Origin of the sequence: Chryseobacterium arthrosphaerae (assembly GCF_001684965.1) — a bacterium.
In the GTDB taxonomy this organism is placed as follows: Bacteria; Bacteroidota; Bacteroidia; order Flavobacteriales; family Weeksellaceae; genus Chryseobacterium; species Chryseobacterium arthrosphaerae.
In genome coordinates, this window is sequence record NZ_MAYG01000001.1 from 2,270,883 (window position 1) to 2,289,799 (window position 18,917).

Here is an 18,917-nt window from a genome sequence, read left to right on the forward strand (position 1 = left end):
CGTTCGCAAGGGCGTTTCACTCAGCAAAAGGTGTTTACATGCCTTTGATTATCTTTTTGCGCTTTTATCTTTTACGACATATAAAGTCTTGAATACAATCTTTCGTGCTGCATACACCTGATATCAAATGCTGTATTACAAAGCCCTACCATATCCCTGTCCAGTTCCATGGTTTCCCAAACTGTTTTTTCCATGACCGGATAGAGTGAGAATAAGATATCCTGCCCGTCAAGTTGCCCCAGGGGAACTAATTTTACGGCATTGGTAATCATTCCGGCTACAGAAGTATAATAGAACCCCAGTAATGCCTCATATAAAGGAATTTTCATTAAATGGGCATATACTCCGAACACAATGCAGTAATGGGAATTGGCTTCTTTATTCTGAATTGCTTTCTCAAAGGATTCCATGAGCGGAAAGCTTTCTCTTCTTTTGAAGATTTTAATCAGTCTCAGCCCTAATTTCTGACTGGCCTGTCTTATTTCTTTCGGGCATTTTATTGCATTACACTCATTGTCAAGGTTCAGAAGTGTCTGCAGATCTTCTTTTTCTGCGGCTTTATAAGCCAGTTTCACAAAAGCCCCGTCGTTGAATTTAAGGTTGTACTGAAGCATGTTCTGTACAAATTCTTTTGCTGTCTCCACATTATGCACAATCTTTTCCTGTACATAGGTTTCAAGTCCGTTGGAATGCGTATAGCCACCGATCGGCAGTGTAGGATCTGCAAGGTGAAGCAGCCCTGACAAGAAGTTGAGGTTCATATTATTCATCTTTTGGAGCAGCCATTTTTAAGATTTTGGTAAAAATCGTAGATCCCAGACTGCCATGTCCGTGAGGTTCTACATTGGATTTAAGAAGGTTCAGCAGTTTTACGGATTGTCTTTCCGGTTTGAAACCGCTTGCCTCCAGCCATCTGAACATAGGCATTTCAAAAGGAAGCAATACTTTATCTTCCTGAATGAAAAGCGGAATATGCTTGTTTCCGATTTCATAACACACGGTTCCCATTTCCAATAAAGATCCGGGAACCATTACGATCGCATCTGTTTCCAGAACGTTGACCGCTATTACTTTTTCTGCATCCTCAAAAAGGATGTCTCCTTCACGCAGACGCTGGCCTTCTTTAAGAAATTTGATCGCCACATCCACTCCCTGTCTGGTTTTTTTGCGCTGGATTCTTTTGGTGGTTTCAAACCATTCAAGATCCAGATAATCTATGGCTTTTTCTGTAGGTTTTTCGGTGAGATTGCCTATGGTTTGATTAATGATCATCTTTAGCGGATTTTTTTCTGAAGTCAAAGTTTTTTGAAATGCCTACGCCGAAAGTAGAGCCACTGATTCCTGCCACATAGCTCTTCGTCCAGCCTTCTTCTTTGGTTTTGGTCTGAAGCATTGAAAGTTCTGCAAATTTGAATTTCAACGCCCAGCCTCCGCCTAATAATATCCCGATCAAAGGATAGGCACGAAGACGGAAACCGTTAAAATTCTGCATGGCATCAGCTGTTACCGATTGCTGTTGCCCCCACACATAATGCGCATCCACCTGCCCGATCAGTACAAAGTATTTCCCGAGCATCAGTGAAGGGCTGTACCAGATTCCGGCTTCATTCTGTTTATAGGCAACATTATGATTTACAGAGTTCTGCGAGTAAGCATAATTAACCCCGATCAGGTCATTATTATTAATAAAGTATCCTAGTCCCAGTGGCGCACTTGAAACGGTACTGCTACTGTTTGTAGGAGTGGTAACTTTTGAGTAATCCAATGATCCGTATACCATGAACTGACCTTTTGGCCCGTCTTCGTCACTCTTAAGCCTGTGCCCTCCCAGAAACTGAGCATTTACTTTTCCTGAAAGGACAGACATTCCGGCCAGTGCAAGAGAAAAAGCAGTTTTATTTAAATATTTCATTCTAAACTTAGTTCTATAATTGTTTTTACATAGTGCCTGATCAATTTTTTTTGCTGTTAAATAAACCTAACAGGTTTCAAAAACCTGTTAGGTTTTACAGATAAGATTGATCTTAGAACAAGTAATACAACTGTGTTAAAGGAAGTTTCTCTGCAGGTTCACAAGTGATGTATTCACCGTCTACCGTTACTTTATAATTTTCAGGATTGACTTCGATAAGAGGAGTTTTGTCGTTGTGGATGAGGTCTTTTTTACCAATATTTCTACAGTTTCTGACAGGAAGAATCATTTTCTCCAGTTTGTAGGAAGCAATGGTTCCGTTATCAATAGAAATCTGAGATACGAAGTTGGCACAAGTTCCGAACTTAGCTTTTCCGTGGGCGCCGAACATATTTCTGTAGATGATCGGCTGAGGTGTTGGAATAGAAGCATTCGGGTCTCCCATTTTAGCAGCAATTACAAATCCTCCTTTAACGATCATTTCAGGTTTTACTCCGAATAATGCAGGTTTCCAGATGACCAGATCTGCCAGTTTTCCTTCTTCAACAGAACCTACATATTCTGAAATACCATGGGCAATTGCCGGGTTGATGGTATATTTTGCTACATATCTTTTAGCACGGTAGTTATCGTTTCCGCTGTCTTTATCTTCTGCCAGATCCCCTCTCTGCTCCTTCATTTTGCTTGCCGTCTGCCAGGTTCTTGTAATAACTTCTCCCGGTCTTCCCATTGCCTGCGAGTCAGAGCTCATAATACTGAAAACGCCCATATCATGAAGAATATCTTCTGCTGCAATGGTTTCCGGACGGATGCGTGAATCTGCGAATGCTACGTCTTCAGGGATGTTTTTGCTCAGGTGATGGCAAACCATCAACATATCCAGGTGCTCATCGATGGTATTGATCGTATAAGGACGTGTAGGATTGGTAGATGCCGGCAGTACATTTGGATACATTGCTGCTTTAATGATGTCCGGAGCGTGGCCTCCTCCTGCGCCTTCCGTGTGGAAAGTATGGATTACTCTTCCGTTGATGGCTCTCATTGTATCTTCAAGAAAACCACCTTCATTTAAGGTATCTGTGTGGATCGCAACCTGAACGTCATACTTATCTGCTACTTTCAAAGCGGCATCAATGGTTGCAGGCGTTGCTCCCCAGTCTTCGTGAATTTTCACCCCTAAAGCCCCGGCTTCCACCTGCTCTTCAATAGGTTCTTCTGCCGAACAGTTTCCTTTTCCGAAAAATCCTAAATTCATTGGATATTCTTCTGCTGCTTCAAGCATTTTCTGCATGTTGAATTTACCAGGGGTAACTGTTGTAGCATTTGTTCCGTCATTCGGGCCTGTTCCACCTCCAATCATGGTTGTGATGCCACTGTATAGAGAAGTTTCAATCTGTTGCGGGCAGATATAGTGGATATGGGTGTCTATACCTCCGGCAGTTACAATGTATCCTTTCCCACCATGAACTTCCGTAGAAGCACCGATGATCATATCAGGAGATACACCATCCATCGTATCCGGATTTCCTGCTTTTCCGATTCCTACAATTTTCCCGTCTTTAATTCCGATATCTCCTTTTACAATTCCCCAGTGGTCAATAATTACGGCTCCTGTGATGCAAAGGTCAAGAACCCCCTCATCTCTTTTGGCAGTCACATTCTGTCCCATACCGTCACGTACGGTTTTCCCACCTCCGAAAACAGCCTCGTCTCCGTAATGGGTGAAATCTTTTTCGATTTCAATAATGATTTCAGTGTCCCCCAGTCTGATTTTGTCGCCGGCTGTTGGGCCTAATATATTGGCGTATTGCTTTCTGTCTACGTGTAAGCTCATTTTAGTGATTTTTAAAGTTTAACTCCTGAACTTTTGCAAGGCTTGCTTTTTTCTGATCTTCAGAATCTACCTGTCCGTCAACAAGGTTATTGAAGCCCATTGCTTTTTTGGTTCCTCCTATTTCTACCAGTTCCACTTCTTTTTCTTCTCCCGGTTCGAAACGTACGGCAGTACTTGCCACAATATTCAGTCTCTTCCCGAAAGCTTTTTCACGGTCAAAGCTCATGGCTTTATTCACCTCGAAAAAATGGAAGTGTGAACCTACCTGAATAGGACGGTCTCCTGTGTTGGTCACTTTTATTTTTACGGTTTCTCTGCCTTCATTGCAGATGATGGTACCTTCTTTTACAAAAATTTCTCCTGGTGTCATAATCATTAAGGATTAACGGATTGGGTTGTGTACGGTTACAAGCTTGGTTCCATCAGGGAATGTAGCTTCGATCTGAACGTCATGGATCATGTCAGCCACTCCGGGCATCACATCTTCTTTAGTCAGAAGATTAGCGCCTTCCTGCATCAGCTCAGCTACTTTTTTTCCATCTCTTGCTCCTTCAAGCAGGAAATGACTGATCAGTGCTATAGATTCCGGATAGTTTAATTTAAGGCCTCTCGCCTTTCTTTTTAGAGCCAGCTCGCCTGCCAGAAATAGCATAAGCTTCTCCGTTTCTCTCGGTGTTAAGTGCATAGTATTTTTATTTAAAATTTGGACAAACAGTATCTGGTCTGCCCTTCTGAAAAGGCAAAACAGAAATGTTCGAAAAATGTAAAAATGGGAATGATATCACGGGTCTGTATGATGCATACAAACCACAGGAAGTCATTAAGTTTTAATATAAAATTAGCAGCCCGCTATCTGCAGGGAATGATACAGTATGTATCTTGGCGCTGTAATATAAATACGGTTTTGAACGGCCGCAACCGGAGTATTAAAGGTATACTTTGCAAAGAAGTAGTTGAGCCACTGCTGTGCAAGTATTGAATAGTCCAATTTTACCTTCTCCCAGTCATTGGAGTCCTGAACATCCTGGACATCTGAAAAACTATACATTTCAGGCTGGGTCTGCTGATCCGATTTTTGCTGAAGAAGATGAATTTTTGAAAGAAGATCAGAATATGCTTCAGTTTTCCCTTTATGTGCAAAAAGGCCTGCACATAAAGCTGAAAAAAATAATATAAAAGAGAAAAATAGGACTCTTTTTTTCATACCTGATTATAATGGTGTAAAATTAGAACAATCTTAAAATCCCGGCTATCAAAAAAATTATTTAAAATGTTCAAAATCGCAACAAATACAATTTTATATATTTTTAACATTCCATCATAACCCATTTATTTACAGTACTTAATACCTGTTTATGAACTGTGACAAATATTTTATTGTCCTTATTCCTGTAATTAAGCCCCTTCAATACACCATTTTCTTTTATTAAATATATTGTGTTAATCAGTCAGATATTTTTAAAAGTACATTACTAAAAAATATTTTCCAGCAATGATTATTCACTATGAAAGTTTATTTCACAAAAACAGACGGTATTTTTTCTTTCCTTATAATTATCGTAAATTTGTATACAACATTCAATTTAATAAAAATAATAAAAACGTAATATGTCAAAAGCAATTTCGCAAGTACCATTAGCGGTAAACGAGCCGGTAAATTCTTATGTACCGGGATCTCCGGAAGTTAAAAGCCTTATCGACACTTATAAAAAAATGTGGGCTGAAAAGGTTGAAATTCCAATGATCATCAACGGAAAAGAGGTAAAAACTGATAAAAAAGTACAGCTTCAGTCTCCACAGGATCATGCTCATGACTTCGGATTCTACTACCAGGGTGGTATGCAGCATGTAGATGACGCTATCAATGCAGCATTGGCAGCTAAGAAAGAATGGAATGAACTGGGTTGGGAGCAACGTGCAGCTATTTTCTTAAAAGCAGCTGATCTTTTGGCAGGTCCTTACAGAGATGTAATCAATGCTGCTACGATGATCGGGCAATCTAAAAACGTACACCAGGCTGAAATTGATTCTGCTTGTGAGTTCATCGACTTCTTAAGATTCAATGTAGAATTCATGACAGAAATGTATTCTGAGCAGCCGGTATCTGACAATGGTATCTGGAACCGTGTAGAGTACAGACCATTGGAAGGATTCTGTTTTGCGGTAACTCCATTCAACTTTACAGCGATTTCCGGAAATCTTCCTACGTGTATGGCGATGTTAGGAAACGTTGTGGTTTGGAAGCCTTCTGACAAGCAGGTTTATTCTGCTAAAGTGATCATGGATGTATTAACTGAGGCTGGTCTTCCTGCCGGGGTTATCAATATGATCTTTACAGATGGTAAAGAAACTGCTGAGAAAGTATTGGCCCACCCGGATTTTGCAGGTCTTCACTTCACAGGATCTACAAAAGTATTCCAGGGAATGTGGAAAATGATCGGTGATAATATCCACAACTACAGAACCTATCCGAGAATCGTTGGGGAAACCGGTGGTAAAGACTTTGTGATTGCTCACCCGTCTGCTAATGTAGAAGCGGTAGCTACTGCCTTAGTAAGAGGTGCTTTCGAATACCAGGGGCAGAAATGTTCTGCAGCTTCAAGAGCTTATATCCCTAAATCTCTTTGGGCTGATGTGAAAAAAGTAATGGAAGCTCAGATGGCTACTATTAAAATCGGTTCTCCTGAGGATCCGTCAAATTTCGTGAACGCTGTAATCGATAAAAATTCTTTCGAAAAATGTAAAGGATACATCACCAGAGCAAATGAATCTTCTGAAGCTACTGTAGCTATCGGTGGAACATGTGATGATTCTAAAGGATGGTTTGTACACCCAACCGTTATTGAAACTACAAACCCTCAATACGAAAGTATGGTAGAAGAAATCTTCGGCCCAATCCTTTCCGTATTTGTTTATGAAGATGCAGACTGGAAAGAGACTCTTAAATTGGTAGATTCTTCTTCTCCTTATTCATTAACAGGTTCCGTATTCTCTCAGGACCGTTATGCTATTGCTGAAGCTTACAAAGCGTTAGAAAATGCATCCGGTAACTTCTACATCAACGATAAACCGACTGGTGCCGTAGTAGGACAACAGCCTTTCGGTGGTGGCAGAGCTTCAGGAACTAACGATAAAGCAGGTTCCAAAATGAACCTTCTCAGATGGACGTCTGTAAGAAGTGTGAAAGAAACTTTTGTTTCTCCAAAAGATTACAAATACCCATATCTGGGATAATAAGTAATGAGTAATGAGTAATGGGCAATGAGTAATTTGTTGTCTGTTCTTTGAATACAGCCTCGGAATTTTGGTTTCGGGGCTTTTTTGTGCATGCGGAAATGTGATTTCGTGTGACGCGTTGAGGTTTACCTTTCGATTCTCCAGTTTAGCTAACATCTTTTAACAAACTTTACCTATATTTTACGACTTTATTACCCCTGTTAGGAATAATAGTTGTTTTTTCATCAATACACCCCAAAATAAAATAGTATGAAAAAGTTATTGCTAACAGCCATCGGAATAGGATTATTTGCCGTGAGCTGTGGAACCAAAGAATCGACCATGTCATCGAGTAGCCGTGATTCGACTGTGACAGACAGTGTACAAAGAAATACACCACCTGCAACGACTGATACAATGACTACAAAAATGACGAATCCTGACACCATCAAGATAAAAAAGGATTCAATGGTGACAACTCCGGTCAAATAGATTATTATAAATGTTTTAATTTAAAATGGAAAATCTGCAGTTGAAAGTACTGCAGATTTTTTTTTATCTGTTTTTTATGATAAAGACTACACCGTAAAACATCTTTGTACTATTTGATTTTCCTGAATGTGATTCCTCCATGCATATCCATAGTAACTCCATTGATATCTCCTTTGTCATCAAGGGTAAAAGTAAAATCGAAATCAGGATTCATTTGCTGCGGAACTTCTTCTGTCAGTTTTGAGGAAAAAAGATCATATTGCCGGTGAACCAATATAAATTTGAAAGTTGGGAAAAGTATGTACAGATTATTTCCTTCTTTAGTCACTGTGAATGTTCCATATCCTTTATTGAAATACTCACCACAATACAAATCCAGATCATGGGTGGGCTTTTTATTTTCATTAATAACCGTTCTGGTGCTTTTATCCGGCTTGACGATATCACTTATACCTTTTTCATAGCTATAAGGTTTACCATGATCTAAACCAAGCATACGGATTGAAATCATATTGGCAATGGTATTGGATATATCGGAATTCTGCTGATTGCTTAGAACGGCTATCCCCAGTTTTTCAGCCGGAAACAGAAAGATATTAGAATTAAAACCAGATACTCCTCCGGCGTGCCACACTTTATAATGGCCTTTGAAAATCTGAGTAAGCCAGCCATATCCGCACCCAAACAGGTAATTTTTGGCATCCGGGCCGGATGGAGGTGCACCATCAATCATGACTTTGGCACTCATTGCATTTTTCATGTATTCTTTTGAAATAAGCTCGTGATTTTCAAAGCTACCATAGTTTAACCAAAGGCTGATCCAATTGACCAAATCAGCTGCAGAACTGTTAACAGCAGCTCCAGGTTTATCATTATCAGGTTTCTGAAAAAGTACTTTTTCAATTTTTTTTTGGTAAAGCCCATACGGATAGGAAAAATCAGATTGCCTCGTCATTTCATCAATAGATGTACTGCTGTGATTCATCTTTAAAGGAACAAAAATTTTCTGCCTGATAAGATCATCCCAGCTCTTACCATTCACCTGCTCTGCAATTGTTCCCAACATGAGGTATCCAAAATTGCTGTATTTCCAGCTGTTTTTAGGTTCTCCGTTTTCTTTGATAAAAGGGAGCTTTTGCATCAGATCCATGCGTTTCGCTGCGGGAAAGAAAATGTAGGTTCCGTCTATACTTCCCAATCCGCTTCTGTGTTCCAGCAAATCTTCAATGGTGATCAGATTATTCATTCTGTCTGTAGAAAATGTCAGATAGGGAATATATCGGGAAGGCTTATCCTGAAGGGATATCTTCTTTTCGCTTTCCAACATACCTATCAAAGCGGATGTAAATGATTTGGTGTTGCTTCCGATACTAAAAACGGTATTGGGAGTTACGGGAAATTTATTTTCATAATCCCTGTATCCATAACCTTTGGAATAAATTACTTTATCATTCTCAACAATTGCTACTGAAATTCCTACTGCCTGATAATCTTTCATGATGGCATTGATTTCTTCATCAATTCCCTTCAGATTTCCTTTTGATTCCTGGCTCAATGTAAAAGTGTACAGTAAAAGGGATAACAGGTAAAGTATTTTTCTCATATTTTAATTTTAAAATCAATTTGAGTATTGTTCTGTCCATCTATTATCACTCTACACATTATACAGCATACTATTTCACGCCCCTATTCCATTAAAAACAATTTTATCAGAATATGCATCTGATCATCAATAAAAGTATTAATATTTTATTATATTTGATTACATAAAAGACTAAAAAATAAAATAGTATGAAAAAATTCTGGATAGGAGCAGTTCTCGGACTTCTTTTTCTTGGAAGCTGTGCCCAAAATAAAGAAAAAAGGGAAGAATTTAAAGATGCTCACAATAAAGATTCTCTGAGAAACAGTATGGGTGATTCTGCCGTGGCTAATTCTGAGCCGGCCCCAACGAGTTCTGATACATTAAAAATTAAAAAAGACAGTACCCAAACGAAATAAAATCACAAATCCACAGACTTTCTGTGGATTTGCACTTAAAAAAACTTGACTGAAAAAAAACCGGGCAATCAACCCCGATTATAAGATATGGTCCGGAAATCCGGATCAGTATATTTTTTAACAGATAAAGATGCAGGTATAATTTCATAGCTGTAAAAACACCTGTCTAATTCTGTTTTAAGTTTTGTTGGATGGGTAAGATAAGCTCTGTTTTATTTCTTTTCAATAAGGAAAAAGATAAAAGAGCTCCTGTAGTATAATGGTCGTCATATCCCGTAAAACTGCCGCAAATATAGGGCAGCAGTACTATTGCGTAAAACAATAGGTTATCCATTTTCATGAAAATGATGATACAGAATATCGATTTTCAGTCAATTTTAATCATTTTCGTGAAAACGGGCATCCTTATCTGACTGATTTTCAACATCCAGGTATTTGATATAAGCTGACGGAGAGTAATCTGTAACGGCTTTGAATACTGCAGCAAATTTACTGTGTGAAGAGAACCCGCACTCATCTGCAAGGATGCTGATTTTATACTGTCTGTACTTTTCATCATTGATCAGTTTATCTACAATATAATTGATCCTTAAACGGTTGATATATGTTTTGAAATCGGTACCCTTGTGCTGATTAATGACGTAAGACAGGTACTTCGTATTGGTATTCAATTCACCCGCAAGGAAAGATAAGGACATCCCTTTATTGTTATAGAGATTTCCCTTCTCAAACACTTCAAGAAGCTCCAACAGTTTCGATTCCGTTTCCGTGGTCATCAGGGAATCATTCCTTTTTCTGTCTGCCTCACTGCCATTCTCATCAATTTCCTCTACGGATATATTGGAGAATTCAGAATTTCCGGTTTGTGCTAAAGGCTGGGTTCTGCTGCTGATCATTTTCAGCTGGGCCCTGATAATATTCCTGAATTTGGAATGCTGCTTTTTCTGTTTTGTTCTGAAAAAAACGATCAGGCCGATCACTGCTGCAAGCAAAATAATGATGGTCACATTTTTCGCAACATTCATTGAGCCGTTCTTTTTACCGGGTTTATTCACCGCATTTTCAGTATTTTTCGTTGCAAACCCCTGATTACGGGCAGCAATACTATCATAGGCCTTTACATATTTCACCGCATACAAAGAGGCTTTAAAGGTATCGCCTGTACCTTCATAATAATCGTTGATATTGGAGTATACAGCTTTTTTGAGCTTAAGACTTCTTGAAATATCTGCTATTTTTTCAGCTTTTTTAAGGTATAGTTCTGCATCTTTCCAGTTTTTCTGTTTGAGGCGGATTCCTCCCAGGCCATTATAAACCAACCCTAGCGTACAGCTTCCTTCTTTGAGCAGTTCCTCTGCTTTTCTGTAATAGTTTTCCGAAACGGAATAATTATTCAGCTTAAAATAAACATCTCCAAGCACCTGGTAAGATGCCGCTGCCGTCCTGTCTTCGTTTTTGCTGTCTATTTTTTCAAAATGCTTCAGAGAATTTTCTACATATTGTACCGCATTGGAATAGTTTCCCAGCTCCATTTCATAAAAGGCCATTTCCTGATTCAGCAAACCTGCAGCCTCATTACTTTTCTGAAATCCTGAAATCTGCCTGGAGGCTTCCAGACCTTTCAACAGGTATTTTCGGGCTCTTTCGTACAACCCTACCTGTCTATATTGCCTGCCCAGCAATCTGCTTACCTCAGCCATTCCTTCCGGATCGTTATTCTGATTGATTAATGAATGTGCATTTTCACCGTAGCATATGGCTTTTTTGAGTTCTCCGGCATGGTGATAAAGCTCTGAAGAAAGCATCAGACTTCTGATCTTTTCTGATGGTTTCTGAGCAGACATATAAAGAGAATCTGCCGTCCTGATGGCTTTCGGCAGGTTTTTATAGGCAGTGATGGAAGAGGTTCTTTCACAAGTCTCATCAAAGCTGTTCTTTTTCTGGGCAAATATGGGGATTGCTGTGGTAAGCAAAAACAAAAGTATCAGTAGATTTCCGGGCATAAAAAAACAAATTATTATTTTTATTTTATAATAATTCATCATTATTTTCTCAGGGTGTCTTTTTGTTTTTCACAAAATTAAGAATATTTTACTTTTAATTAAAATATTCTATTGAAATTTAATCATTTAACCTAAAATAGTATTTTATGTTAAATTTAATAATAAGACTAAAATAATAAACGATTATCTTTAATATAAGCCTATCCCTGTAATAAAAACAAGGTTCCTGTATAATTATTTTTGATATGAACGGCCTAAATGTCAGCATATTTATTACATTTGCAGGGAATAAAAAGTTTTTATGAAAAAAATAACCATACTTTCAACTCTGTTTATAGGAGTACTTGCATGGGCACAGGGAATAAAATTTGAGGACGGCAACTTCGCCTCTATCCTTGCCAAAGCAAAAAAAGAGAAAAAACTGATCTTTGTAGATGCCTATGCTTCCTGGTGCGGCCCCTGTAAGCTGATGGTAAAAAATATTTTCCCGCTTCAATCGGTGGGTGACTATTATAATGCTCACTTTATCAATGCTAAAATTGATATGGAAAAAGGAGAAGGAATTGATCTGGCTAAAAAATACAATGTAAAGGCCTTCCCTACTTACCTTTTCATTGACGGAAATGGGGAAGCGGTACACAGAACTCTGGGATACGTGGAAGAAAAAGACTTTATCCAGTTTGCTAAAGATGCTGAAGATCCGAACAGAAGACTGACTTCTCTAAAACAACAGTTTGAAAAGGGAGAAAAGGCCCCGGAATTTCTGAAAAACCTTGCAGTACTTACTATTTACAACGATCCTGAGTTCGCAGGGAAAGTACTGAACCGTTATTTCGGACAGAAGGCGTCTTTGGACCAGGAAGATGTTCAGTTATTGCTTTCCGGTGTACAGACTACAGAAAGCCCGCTTTATAAAATCTTCCAGGATAAAAAAGAAGATATTCAAAAGTTTTTACCGGCAGACAGATATGAAAAATTTGATAAAAATATCAAACTGAACACTGTTGCCAAAAAAGCGTACAATGCAGATACAAAAACCTGGAATGACAGCTACTTTATGACTGAAACTCAAAAATTCCTGAGCAAAGAAGAGGCTGATAAGATTTTAAAAAGAATGAAAGCCAACAGGGCTTTAAAGAATAAAGACATTCCTGCTTATGAGAAACTGATCATGGAACTGTATCAGGATTATTCTGCAGCCAGTTCTGAAGAGCTGAATTCCCTTGCATGGAATTTCTTCGAAAATGTAAGCAATAAAGCTTCTCTGGAAAAAGCAATCGTGTGGGCACAGGAGTCTGTAAAAAAAGATCAGAACTATGCCAATACTGATACTTTAGCTAATCTTTACAATAAGATAGGGGATAAGAAAAATGCAAAAATGTGGGCTGAAAAGTCTATCGAGATTGCAAAAAGTAAAGGGGAAGATTTTTCAGATACGGAAAAGCTATTGAAAAGCCTTTAATAAATCAAGATATACAAAACAAAAACCGCAGAATGTTCTGCTGTTTTTGTTTTATATGATGTTGACCACCCCGTCAAATCTTCGGTTTGACACTCCTTCCAGTGGAGGAAAATGATCACGTCTTTAGTATAAAAGTGGTTATTAATATTCAAAAAGAACACTCCCCCATGTAAATCCGCTTCCGAAAGCAGAAAGAAGGACAAGGTCTCCTCTTTTGATTTTTCCCTGCTCAATCGCCTCACTTAAAGCAATCGGAATAGAAGCAGCAGTTGTATTCCCGTATTTCTGAATGTTGTTAAAGATTTTTTCATCCGGTAATCCGAATTTCTGCTGTACAAACTGAGCGATTCTCAGGTTGGCCTGATGCGGGATGAACATGTCAAGATCTTCAACTGTTTTCCCTGCTTTGTTTAACGCTTCCATCATTGTTTCCGGGAATCTTGTAACAGCATGCTTGAATACAAAATTACCGTTCATGATAGGATAAACTTCTTTATTGGTTACATTTTCAGGCTCTTTTCTCATTCTGTCACTCCAACCGAATTTAGAACCCGGGAACTGGGTACATAATTCATCGGCATATTTACCTTCAGAATGCATATTCACTGCTAAAACATCGCCTGCATTTTCGTCTTCCGTTGCAGAAAGCACAATCGCTCCTGCCCCATCTCCGAAAATAACAGAAACCCCTCTTCCTTCATCTGAAAAATCCAGTCCGAAAGAATGAACCTCAGCTCCTACTACAAGGATATTTTTATAGGTACCTGATTTGATAAAAGCATTGGCAACACTCATAGAATATACAAACCCCGAGCACTGGTTTCTTACATCCAGAGCTCCAATGGTATCACATCCCAGCATATCCTGAAGCAATACCCCGCAGCCAGGGAAATAATAATCCGGAGAAAGCGTTGCAAAAACAATGTAATCAATATCTTTAGCGGTAAGGCCGGCATGTTCAAGTGCTTTTTCTGATGCTTTGAATCCTAAATAAGCGGCTGTTTCCTGAGAATCATTCCTGTTTTTTCTGTGTCTTCGTTCCTTGATGCCTGTTCTTTCCGTAATCCATTCATCATTGGTGGTCATGAGCTTGGCTAGATCATCATTTGTAACAACGTTATCTGGAACATAAAATCCGACACCTTTTATTGTACTTTTAATCATATAGTTTTTTAATTTTGGCAAAGATAAAACTTATTTAACACATAGTTTTTCAAAATATTAGTATTTTTACTTATGCCAATTGATACGATATACAGATGCGAGCACTGCGAATGGGTAGACGTGGAGTCTCCTACCGCAGAAGACCTGAAATTTCTTCATGAAAGATACGAAATCAACAATCTCCTTCTGGAAGATACCATAGATCCTAACCATCTTCCCAAATATGAAGAAGACGGAAACGTAAAATTCTTCCTTCTCCGTGAGAGCACAGAGCTGGAAAGGAAAAACCTCAATACCATCAGCGACATCAGTACCAAGATCGCCATTTTCATGCTGGATAAGACCATCATCACCATCCACAGAATGAAAACCAAAAGTATCTCTGAAACTAAAAAGAGACTTCAGACAACACAGGAAGATGCTAATCCTCAGAAAATCGCCCTGATGATTGCTATCCTCATCATGAAAAGTTTTGATGATGAATCAATAAGCCTTCTGGAAACAATGGATAATATTGAAAATGAGATTTTCCTTAAAAATACCAATCATACCAGCCAGATCCGCAGATTGTACAAGCTGAAACGAAAATCAGGACTGAATTCCAGGGTGTTGGTCATTTCTACCGATGCGATTGACAAGTTCAAATTATTAAATCTTCAGGATTCTGAAATTGTAGACCTCAAAGACAAACATAAGGACGTAGTAGCGGATTTCGATCATCTGAATATACAGATTACCAACCTTATTTCGATGTTCCTGGCCCTGTCTGATCAGAAAGCCAACCAGGTCATGAAAGTATTGGCTATTTATTCGGTTTATTTTCTACCAATCACCTTTATTGCAGGTGTATATGGGATGAACTTTGACAATATGCCTGAGCTGCATCATAAGTACGGTTATTTTATTACAATAGGTGCCATGGCTACAGTTGTCATCAGTACATTCATCTATGTGCGAAAGAAACAATGGTGATTTTCCGGATGGGTTTATATTTCCCGCCGATTGCGCAGACTTTCCAATCATCATCTGCAATATCTGCCAATCTGAGAGAGCATTCAATACAAAGATTATCAGTCTTTGCTATAAATTAATCTCATGGTTTGGAAATAAACAGTAATTTAGAGATTGTTTCACCTTCGGGTCTGCAATGACAAAATATTACTCCCTGAGCCTATGAAAACCGAAACTCTTAATACAATTCTGGAGGATGATTCTCTTTCTAAAGAATCTAAGGAGAAGCTTACTGCCCTTCATGAAAACATCTCGTCCAAAGAGTTTTCTGATCTTCTTGACCGGGAGGGCAATCAGTATATAGAGTTCGTACAGGAAGGCGGCGGTGTTTGGGGAAGTGCTCTTGTAGGGTATCTTTATGGCCTCGAAATCTTTGGGATCCGTTTTCTGAAGGTAGCAGGAACAAGTGCCGGAGCAATCAATACCATGCTTATTGCGGCTTGCAAAACCAAAGAAGAACCCAAAAGCGAACTGATCAAAGATATTCTTTTCAGCTGGGATTTTGCTGATTTTATGGATGGGAAGACCTATGTAAAAACGACCCTTCATGGAATGCTCAACAATAAGGACTTCTTTAAGATCAATGCGATTATTGCAGCAATTCTGTTTATTATCCTGGTCAGCATTCCTTTTGCAGCCCCTTCAGAAACCATACTCAGCGCAAAGCTGATGTTTTTGATCCCCCTGATTCCGGCTGTTATTCTATTTTTATGTATCAAAAAGCTGTACAACAATTTCAGAAAAGAAAACAGCGGGCTCAATCCGGGAAATGTATTTCAGAATACCATGAAAAGTGCCCTGGACAATTTCGGAATCAAAACCGTGGCGAACCTGAATGAGAAATTTATCCAGAAAGAATATGCCCTTAACCTCAACTACCGCTACGGAAACGGCCAGGAATATTATACAATGGCCCTTCAAAGTATAGAAAATATCAAAAATAAAAACCTGGAGCACATCGACCAGACCCGTTATAAAATTTTCTATGACAGTGCAGCCAATAATGATTATTACAGAAACAATCCTTTTTATCTGCTGCAGTCGGAATATGTGATCATCACTACAGATATTAATGCCAAAATAAAAGTGGAACTTCCCACCATGGCCAATCTGTATTGGTCTGAAGAGGAGCTGAAGCACATCAGTCCTGCAGAGTTTGTGAGAGCTTCCATGTCTGTCCCTTTCTTCTTTGAACCTTTCCAGAAAGAGATCAACAGAAATGACGATTCGGTAAAATATGCCTGGAAATTCTGGATGAATACGAGGAAGGATGATATTAACCCCGTGGGAATATTTATTGACGGCGGCAGTATTTCCAATTTCCCAATTGATCTGTTTCATGCTGATGAGGTATTCTATCCCAGAATGCCTCTTTTCGGGGTGCAGCTTACCAGCGATTCCGATATGCTTTCCGAAAAAGGAAAAACGAGTGAAGAAATCATGAAAACTCCTTTCAGCTATGCCGGAAATATCATCAGTACTTTAAAAGGGTTTAATGACAAAACGTTTCTTACCAAACACAGTTTTTATAAACTTTACAGCATCCAGACTGTCAACTGCGGAACCAGCAGCTGGCTGAATTTCTTTATGAAAAAAGAGGAAAAGGAAGAGCTTTTCAACAGAGGTTTCCAGGCTGCCCTGGATTTCCTCAACCAGTTTGACTGGAAAAAATACAAATACGAAAGAATGCTGCTCTCTATGAAAGGGAAAAAAATCCTGAAGGAAGAGGATACGCCTACGGTGGGATAAGTTTTTTTAAGTATTTTAGCTTCCTTAATACCGTGAAATACTCTGATGAAAAAAAGACATTTTATTATTGCAGGGGTTATAATGCTCATTGTTTTCATTTCCATTCCTGCCATTCATATCCTTAAAACCAAATGGAATGAATCGGATATCAGAAAAGAGACTCCCAAAGGATATACTAACGATGCAAGCCAGCTGAACCTAACGAAAATTGACACTTTAATAAAGGTACCTTCTTCCAAACCGGAGATTGAAAACCAGCTCCGCCAGATCCTGGCCTATGCCAAAAAAAAGCATTTAAAGATATCTATTGCAGGAGCACAGCACAGCATGGGCGGACATACGATCTATCCGAACGGCATTCTGATTAATATGCTTCCTTATAAACATATGCAGCTGGATGAAAAGAATAATATTCTCACTATCGGCTCCGGAGCGCTTTGGGAAGATGCTATACAATACCTGGACAAACATGGCAAATCTATTGCAGTGATGCAGGCCTTCAGTTCGTTTTCAGTAGGCGGATCCATCAGTGTAAACGGACATGGGTGGCAAAAGAATCTTCCTCCTATCTCTTCGAGTGTCTTGTCATTTTCCCTGATGAACCCGGATGGAAAGATCATCAATTGCAGCAGAGAAGAAAATCCTGAACTTTTTAAATTGGTTATCGGCGGATATGGACTTTTCGGGATTATCCTTGACATTCGCCTCAAAGTGGTTGATAATATAGCTCTTCAGTATAAATACATCCGTTTAAGGGCTGATCGTTATCCTGATTATTATAAAAAATTCATCTCTGAAAATCCTGATGTGAACCTGGTTTTCGGAAGGTTAAAAATTTCTGACAAACATTTTCTTGAAGATGCCACTATCAATTATTTTGAAAAAGCAGATGAAAAGCCCTTACCTCTTCCGGTTCAAAATGTGAAAAATGAAGAGACCAAACGTCTTGTTTTCCGCAGTACCGTCAACAGTGAGTATGGTAAAAGATTGCGGTGGGATCTGGAAACAGGAATGAATAAAATGACCAAAAATGCGGTTTATTCCCGAAACGAGCTTCTCAATGACCATGTTTCGCTTATCGAAAATAAAGATCCCCACTCTACCGATCTGCTTCAGGAATATTTTATACCGGAAAGGAATTTCAACCGGTTTATCAGAGATATGAAGCCTGTTCTGAGAAATTCAGGACTGGATTTACTTAATATCACCATCCGTGCGGTCAACAAAGATGAAGACAGTTATATGAACTATGCCAGAGAAAATGTTTTCGGATTTGTATTTTTATTCAATCAGAAAAAAACGGCCAGCCAGGAAGAAGCCATGAAACTCCTGACCAATAACCTGGTGGATATTACGCTAAAAAATGAAGGGACCTTTTATCTTCCGTACCGGCTTCACATCGGTAAAGAAAAGATGAGAAAGGTATATCCACAGGCGGAATCTTTTTTTGAGCTGAAAAAAAAGTATGATCCTTTAGAAATTTTCGACAATAAATTTTACCAACACTATAAATAAAACAATATGATGAAATATATCTGTGAATGCTGTGGTGAAGAAAAAGAAGACTGGCCTGCACTCGGCTACTCTTCACCTTACTTTTATTCCTGTTTATCTGAGGAGGAATTGAAAAATGCTGAACTCACCTCAGATCTGTGCACTATCGAAGCACCTGACGATACTCATCGGTTTATCCGTGCTGTTTTAGTACAGGAAGTAATTGATGACTGCAGAGATCTTGATTATGGAATATGGGTTTCATTAAGTGAAAAAAGTTTTAATGAATATGTAGAAAACTACGACAATAAGAAATTTGAAGCAGAATATTTTGGATGGCTCTCTACTTATCTTCCAGATTATGATTTTTCCGAAAGCATTCCTACAACAGTAGTTGTCAATAATGCTATCGGGCGTCCGTTTGTTTTCCCACACCAGAGCCACAAACATCCTTTTGTGGATGATTTTTACAATGGAATTACAAAAGAAGAGGCTGAAAGGAGAATCAACAGGGTGTTAAACTTAAATGATGAATAATGGCAAGTATGTACCACCGGAGCAATATTCCCATACTCCTGC

At 38.8% G+C, this 18,917-nt stretch carries 18 protein-coding genes; 8 read left to right on the forward strand and 10 right to left on the reverse strand.

Annotated features, from left to right (window positions below):
- Window positions 1-71: 71 nt before the first annotated feature.
- From BBI00_RS10130 to BBI00_RS10160, 7 genes are all read right to left on the reverse strand, one after another.
- Complete coding sequence (locus BBI00_RS10130; protein ID WP_065399700.1) at window positions 72-761, reverse strand: urease accessory protein UreF; 690 nt, start codon at window positions 759-761, stop codon at window positions 72-74.
- 1 nt (window position 762) lies between these two features.
- The gene (ureE, locus tag BBI00_RS10135) at window positions 763-1,272 is read right to left on the reverse strand and encodes an urease accessory protein UreE (protein ID WP_065398653.1); all 510 of its coding nucleotides are present in this window, start codon (window positions 1,270-1,272) and stop codon (window positions 763-765) included.
- Window positions 1,262-1,912 carry a hypothetical protein gene (locus BBI00_RS10140; protein WP_065398654.1) on the reverse strand — a complete coding sequence of 217 codons (651 nt, stop codon included), beginning with the start codon at window positions 1,910-1,912 and terminating at the stop codon, window positions 1,262-1,264. Before BBI00_RS10140 ends, ureE begins: the two co-directional genes overlap by 11 nt.
- Before the next feature lie 112 nt (window positions 1,913-2,024).
- Window positions 2,025-3,746, reverse strand: a complete 1,722-nt coding sequence (ureC, locus tag BBI00_RS10145; RefSeq protein WP_065398655.1) for an urease subunit alpha — start codon at window positions 3,744-3,746, stop codon at window positions 2,025-2,027.
- A gap of 1 nt (window position 3,747) precedes the next feature.
- A complete protein-coding gene (gene ureB / locus BBI00_RS10150; protein ID WP_065399701.1) occupies window positions 3,748-4,116 on the reverse strand; it encodes an urease subunit beta in 369 nt (122 codons plus the stop codon).
- Between the two features lie 12 nt (window positions 4,117-4,128).
- Window positions 4,129-4,431 (reverse strand): urease subunit gamma, encoded by a 303-nt coding sequence (ureA, locus tag BBI00_RS10155; protein WP_065398656.1) that lies wholly within the window; start codon window positions 4,429-4,431, stop codon window positions 4,129-4,131.
- A 153-nt stretch (window positions 4,432-4,584) separates the two neighbouring features.
- A complete protein-coding gene (locus BBI00_RS10160; RefSeq protein WP_065398657.1) occupies window positions 4,585-4,950 on the reverse strand; it encodes a hypothetical protein in 366 nt (121 codons plus the stop codon).
- Window positions 4,951-5,354: 404 nt separating this feature from the next.
- Between BBI00_RS10160 and pruA the strand changes: the two genes are divergently transcribed.
- Window positions 5,355-6,980, forward strand: a complete 1,626-nt coding sequence (gene pruA / locus BBI00_RS10165) for an L-glutamate gamma-semialdehyde dehydrogenase (protein WP_065398658.1) — start codon at window positions 5,355-5,357, stop codon at window positions 6,978-6,980.
- 264 nt (window positions 6,981-7,244) lie between these two features.
- Window positions 7,245-7,454 carry a cytochrome C551 gene (locus tag BBI00_RS10170; protein ID WP_228394746.1) on the forward strand — a complete coding sequence of 70 codons (210 nt, stop codon included), beginning with the start codon at window positions 7,245-7,247 and terminating at the stop codon, window positions 7,452-7,454.
- A 109-nt stretch (window positions 7,455-7,563) separates the two neighbouring features.
- Here BBI00_RS10170 and BBI00_RS10175 read toward each other — a convergent pair whose 3' ends face one another.
- Window positions 7,564-9,057 carry a serine hydrolase gene (locus BBI00_RS10175; RefSeq protein WP_065398660.1) on the reverse strand — a complete coding sequence of 498 codons (1,494 nt, stop codon included), beginning with the start codon at window positions 9,055-9,057 and terminating at the stop codon, window positions 7,564-7,566.
- Between the two features lie 188 nt (window positions 9,058-9,245).
- On the opposite strand from BBI00_RS10175, the gene BBI00_RS10180 reads away from it, so the two are divergent.
- Window positions 9,246-9,455 carry a hypothetical protein gene (locus BBI00_RS10180; RefSeq protein WP_065398661.1) on the forward strand — a complete coding sequence of 70 codons (210 nt, stop codon included), beginning with the start codon at window positions 9,246-9,248 and terminating at the stop codon, window positions 9,453-9,455.
- A gap of 377 nt (window positions 9,456-9,832) precedes the next feature.
- Here BBI00_RS10180 and BBI00_RS10185 read toward each other — a convergent pair whose 3' ends face one another.
- The gene (locus BBI00_RS10185) at window positions 9,833-11,458 is read right to left on the reverse strand and encodes an AraC family transcriptional regulator (protein ID WP_065398662.1); all 1,626 of its coding nucleotides are present in this window, start codon (window positions 11,456-11,458) and stop codon (window positions 9,833-9,835) included.
- 301 nt (window positions 11,459-11,759) lie between these two features.
- Here BBI00_RS10185 and BBI00_RS10190 point away from each other — a divergent pair, with 301 nt between their 5' ends.
- Window positions 11,760-12,920, forward strand: coding sequence for a thioredoxin family protein (locus BBI00_RS10190; RefSeq protein ID WP_065398663.1), 1,161 nt, complete (start codon window positions 11,760-11,762; stop codon window positions 12,918-12,920).
- Window positions 12,921-13,061: 141 nt separating this feature from the next.
- On the opposite strand, the gene BBI00_RS10195 is transcribed toward BBI00_RS10190, so the two are convergent.
- Window positions 13,062-14,084: a 3-oxoacyl-ACP synthase III family protein gene (locus BBI00_RS10195; RefSeq protein WP_065398664.1), complete on the reverse strand. Its 1,023-nt coding sequence runs from the start codon at window positions 14,082-14,084 to the stop codon at window positions 13,062-13,064.
- Window positions 14,085-14,156: 72 nt separating this feature from the next.
- Here BBI00_RS10195 and BBI00_RS10200 point away from each other — a divergent pair, with 72 nt between their 5' ends.
- The 4 genes from BBI00_RS10200 (at window position 14,157) to BBI00_RS10215 (ending at window position 18,875) form a co-directional block, all read left to right on the forward strand.
- Window positions 14,157-15,056, forward strand: coding sequence for a magnesium transporter CorA family protein (locus BBI00_RS10200; RefSeq protein WP_065398665.1), 900 nt, complete (start codon window positions 14,157-14,159; stop codon window positions 15,054-15,056).
- Window positions 15,057-15,257: 201 nt separating this feature from the next.
- Complete coding sequence (locus BBI00_RS10205) at window positions 15,258-16,844, forward strand: patatin-like phospholipase family protein (protein ID WP_065398666.1); 1,587 nt, start codon at window positions 15,258-15,260, stop codon at window positions 16,842-16,844.
- Between the two features lie 45 nt (window positions 16,845-16,889).
- Complete coding sequence (locus BBI00_RS10210; protein WP_065398667.1) at window positions 16,890-18,359, forward strand: FAD-binding oxidoreductase; 1,470 nt, start codon at window positions 16,890-16,892, stop codon at window positions 18,357-18,359.
- A 6-nt stretch (window positions 18,360-18,365) separates the two neighbouring features.
- Window positions 18,366-18,875, forward strand: coding sequence for a DUF2199 domain-containing protein (locus BBI00_RS10215; RefSeq protein ID WP_228394747.1), 510 nt, complete (start codon window positions 18,366-18,368; stop codon window positions 18,873-18,875).
- Window positions 18,876-18,917: the final 42 nt, after the last annotated feature.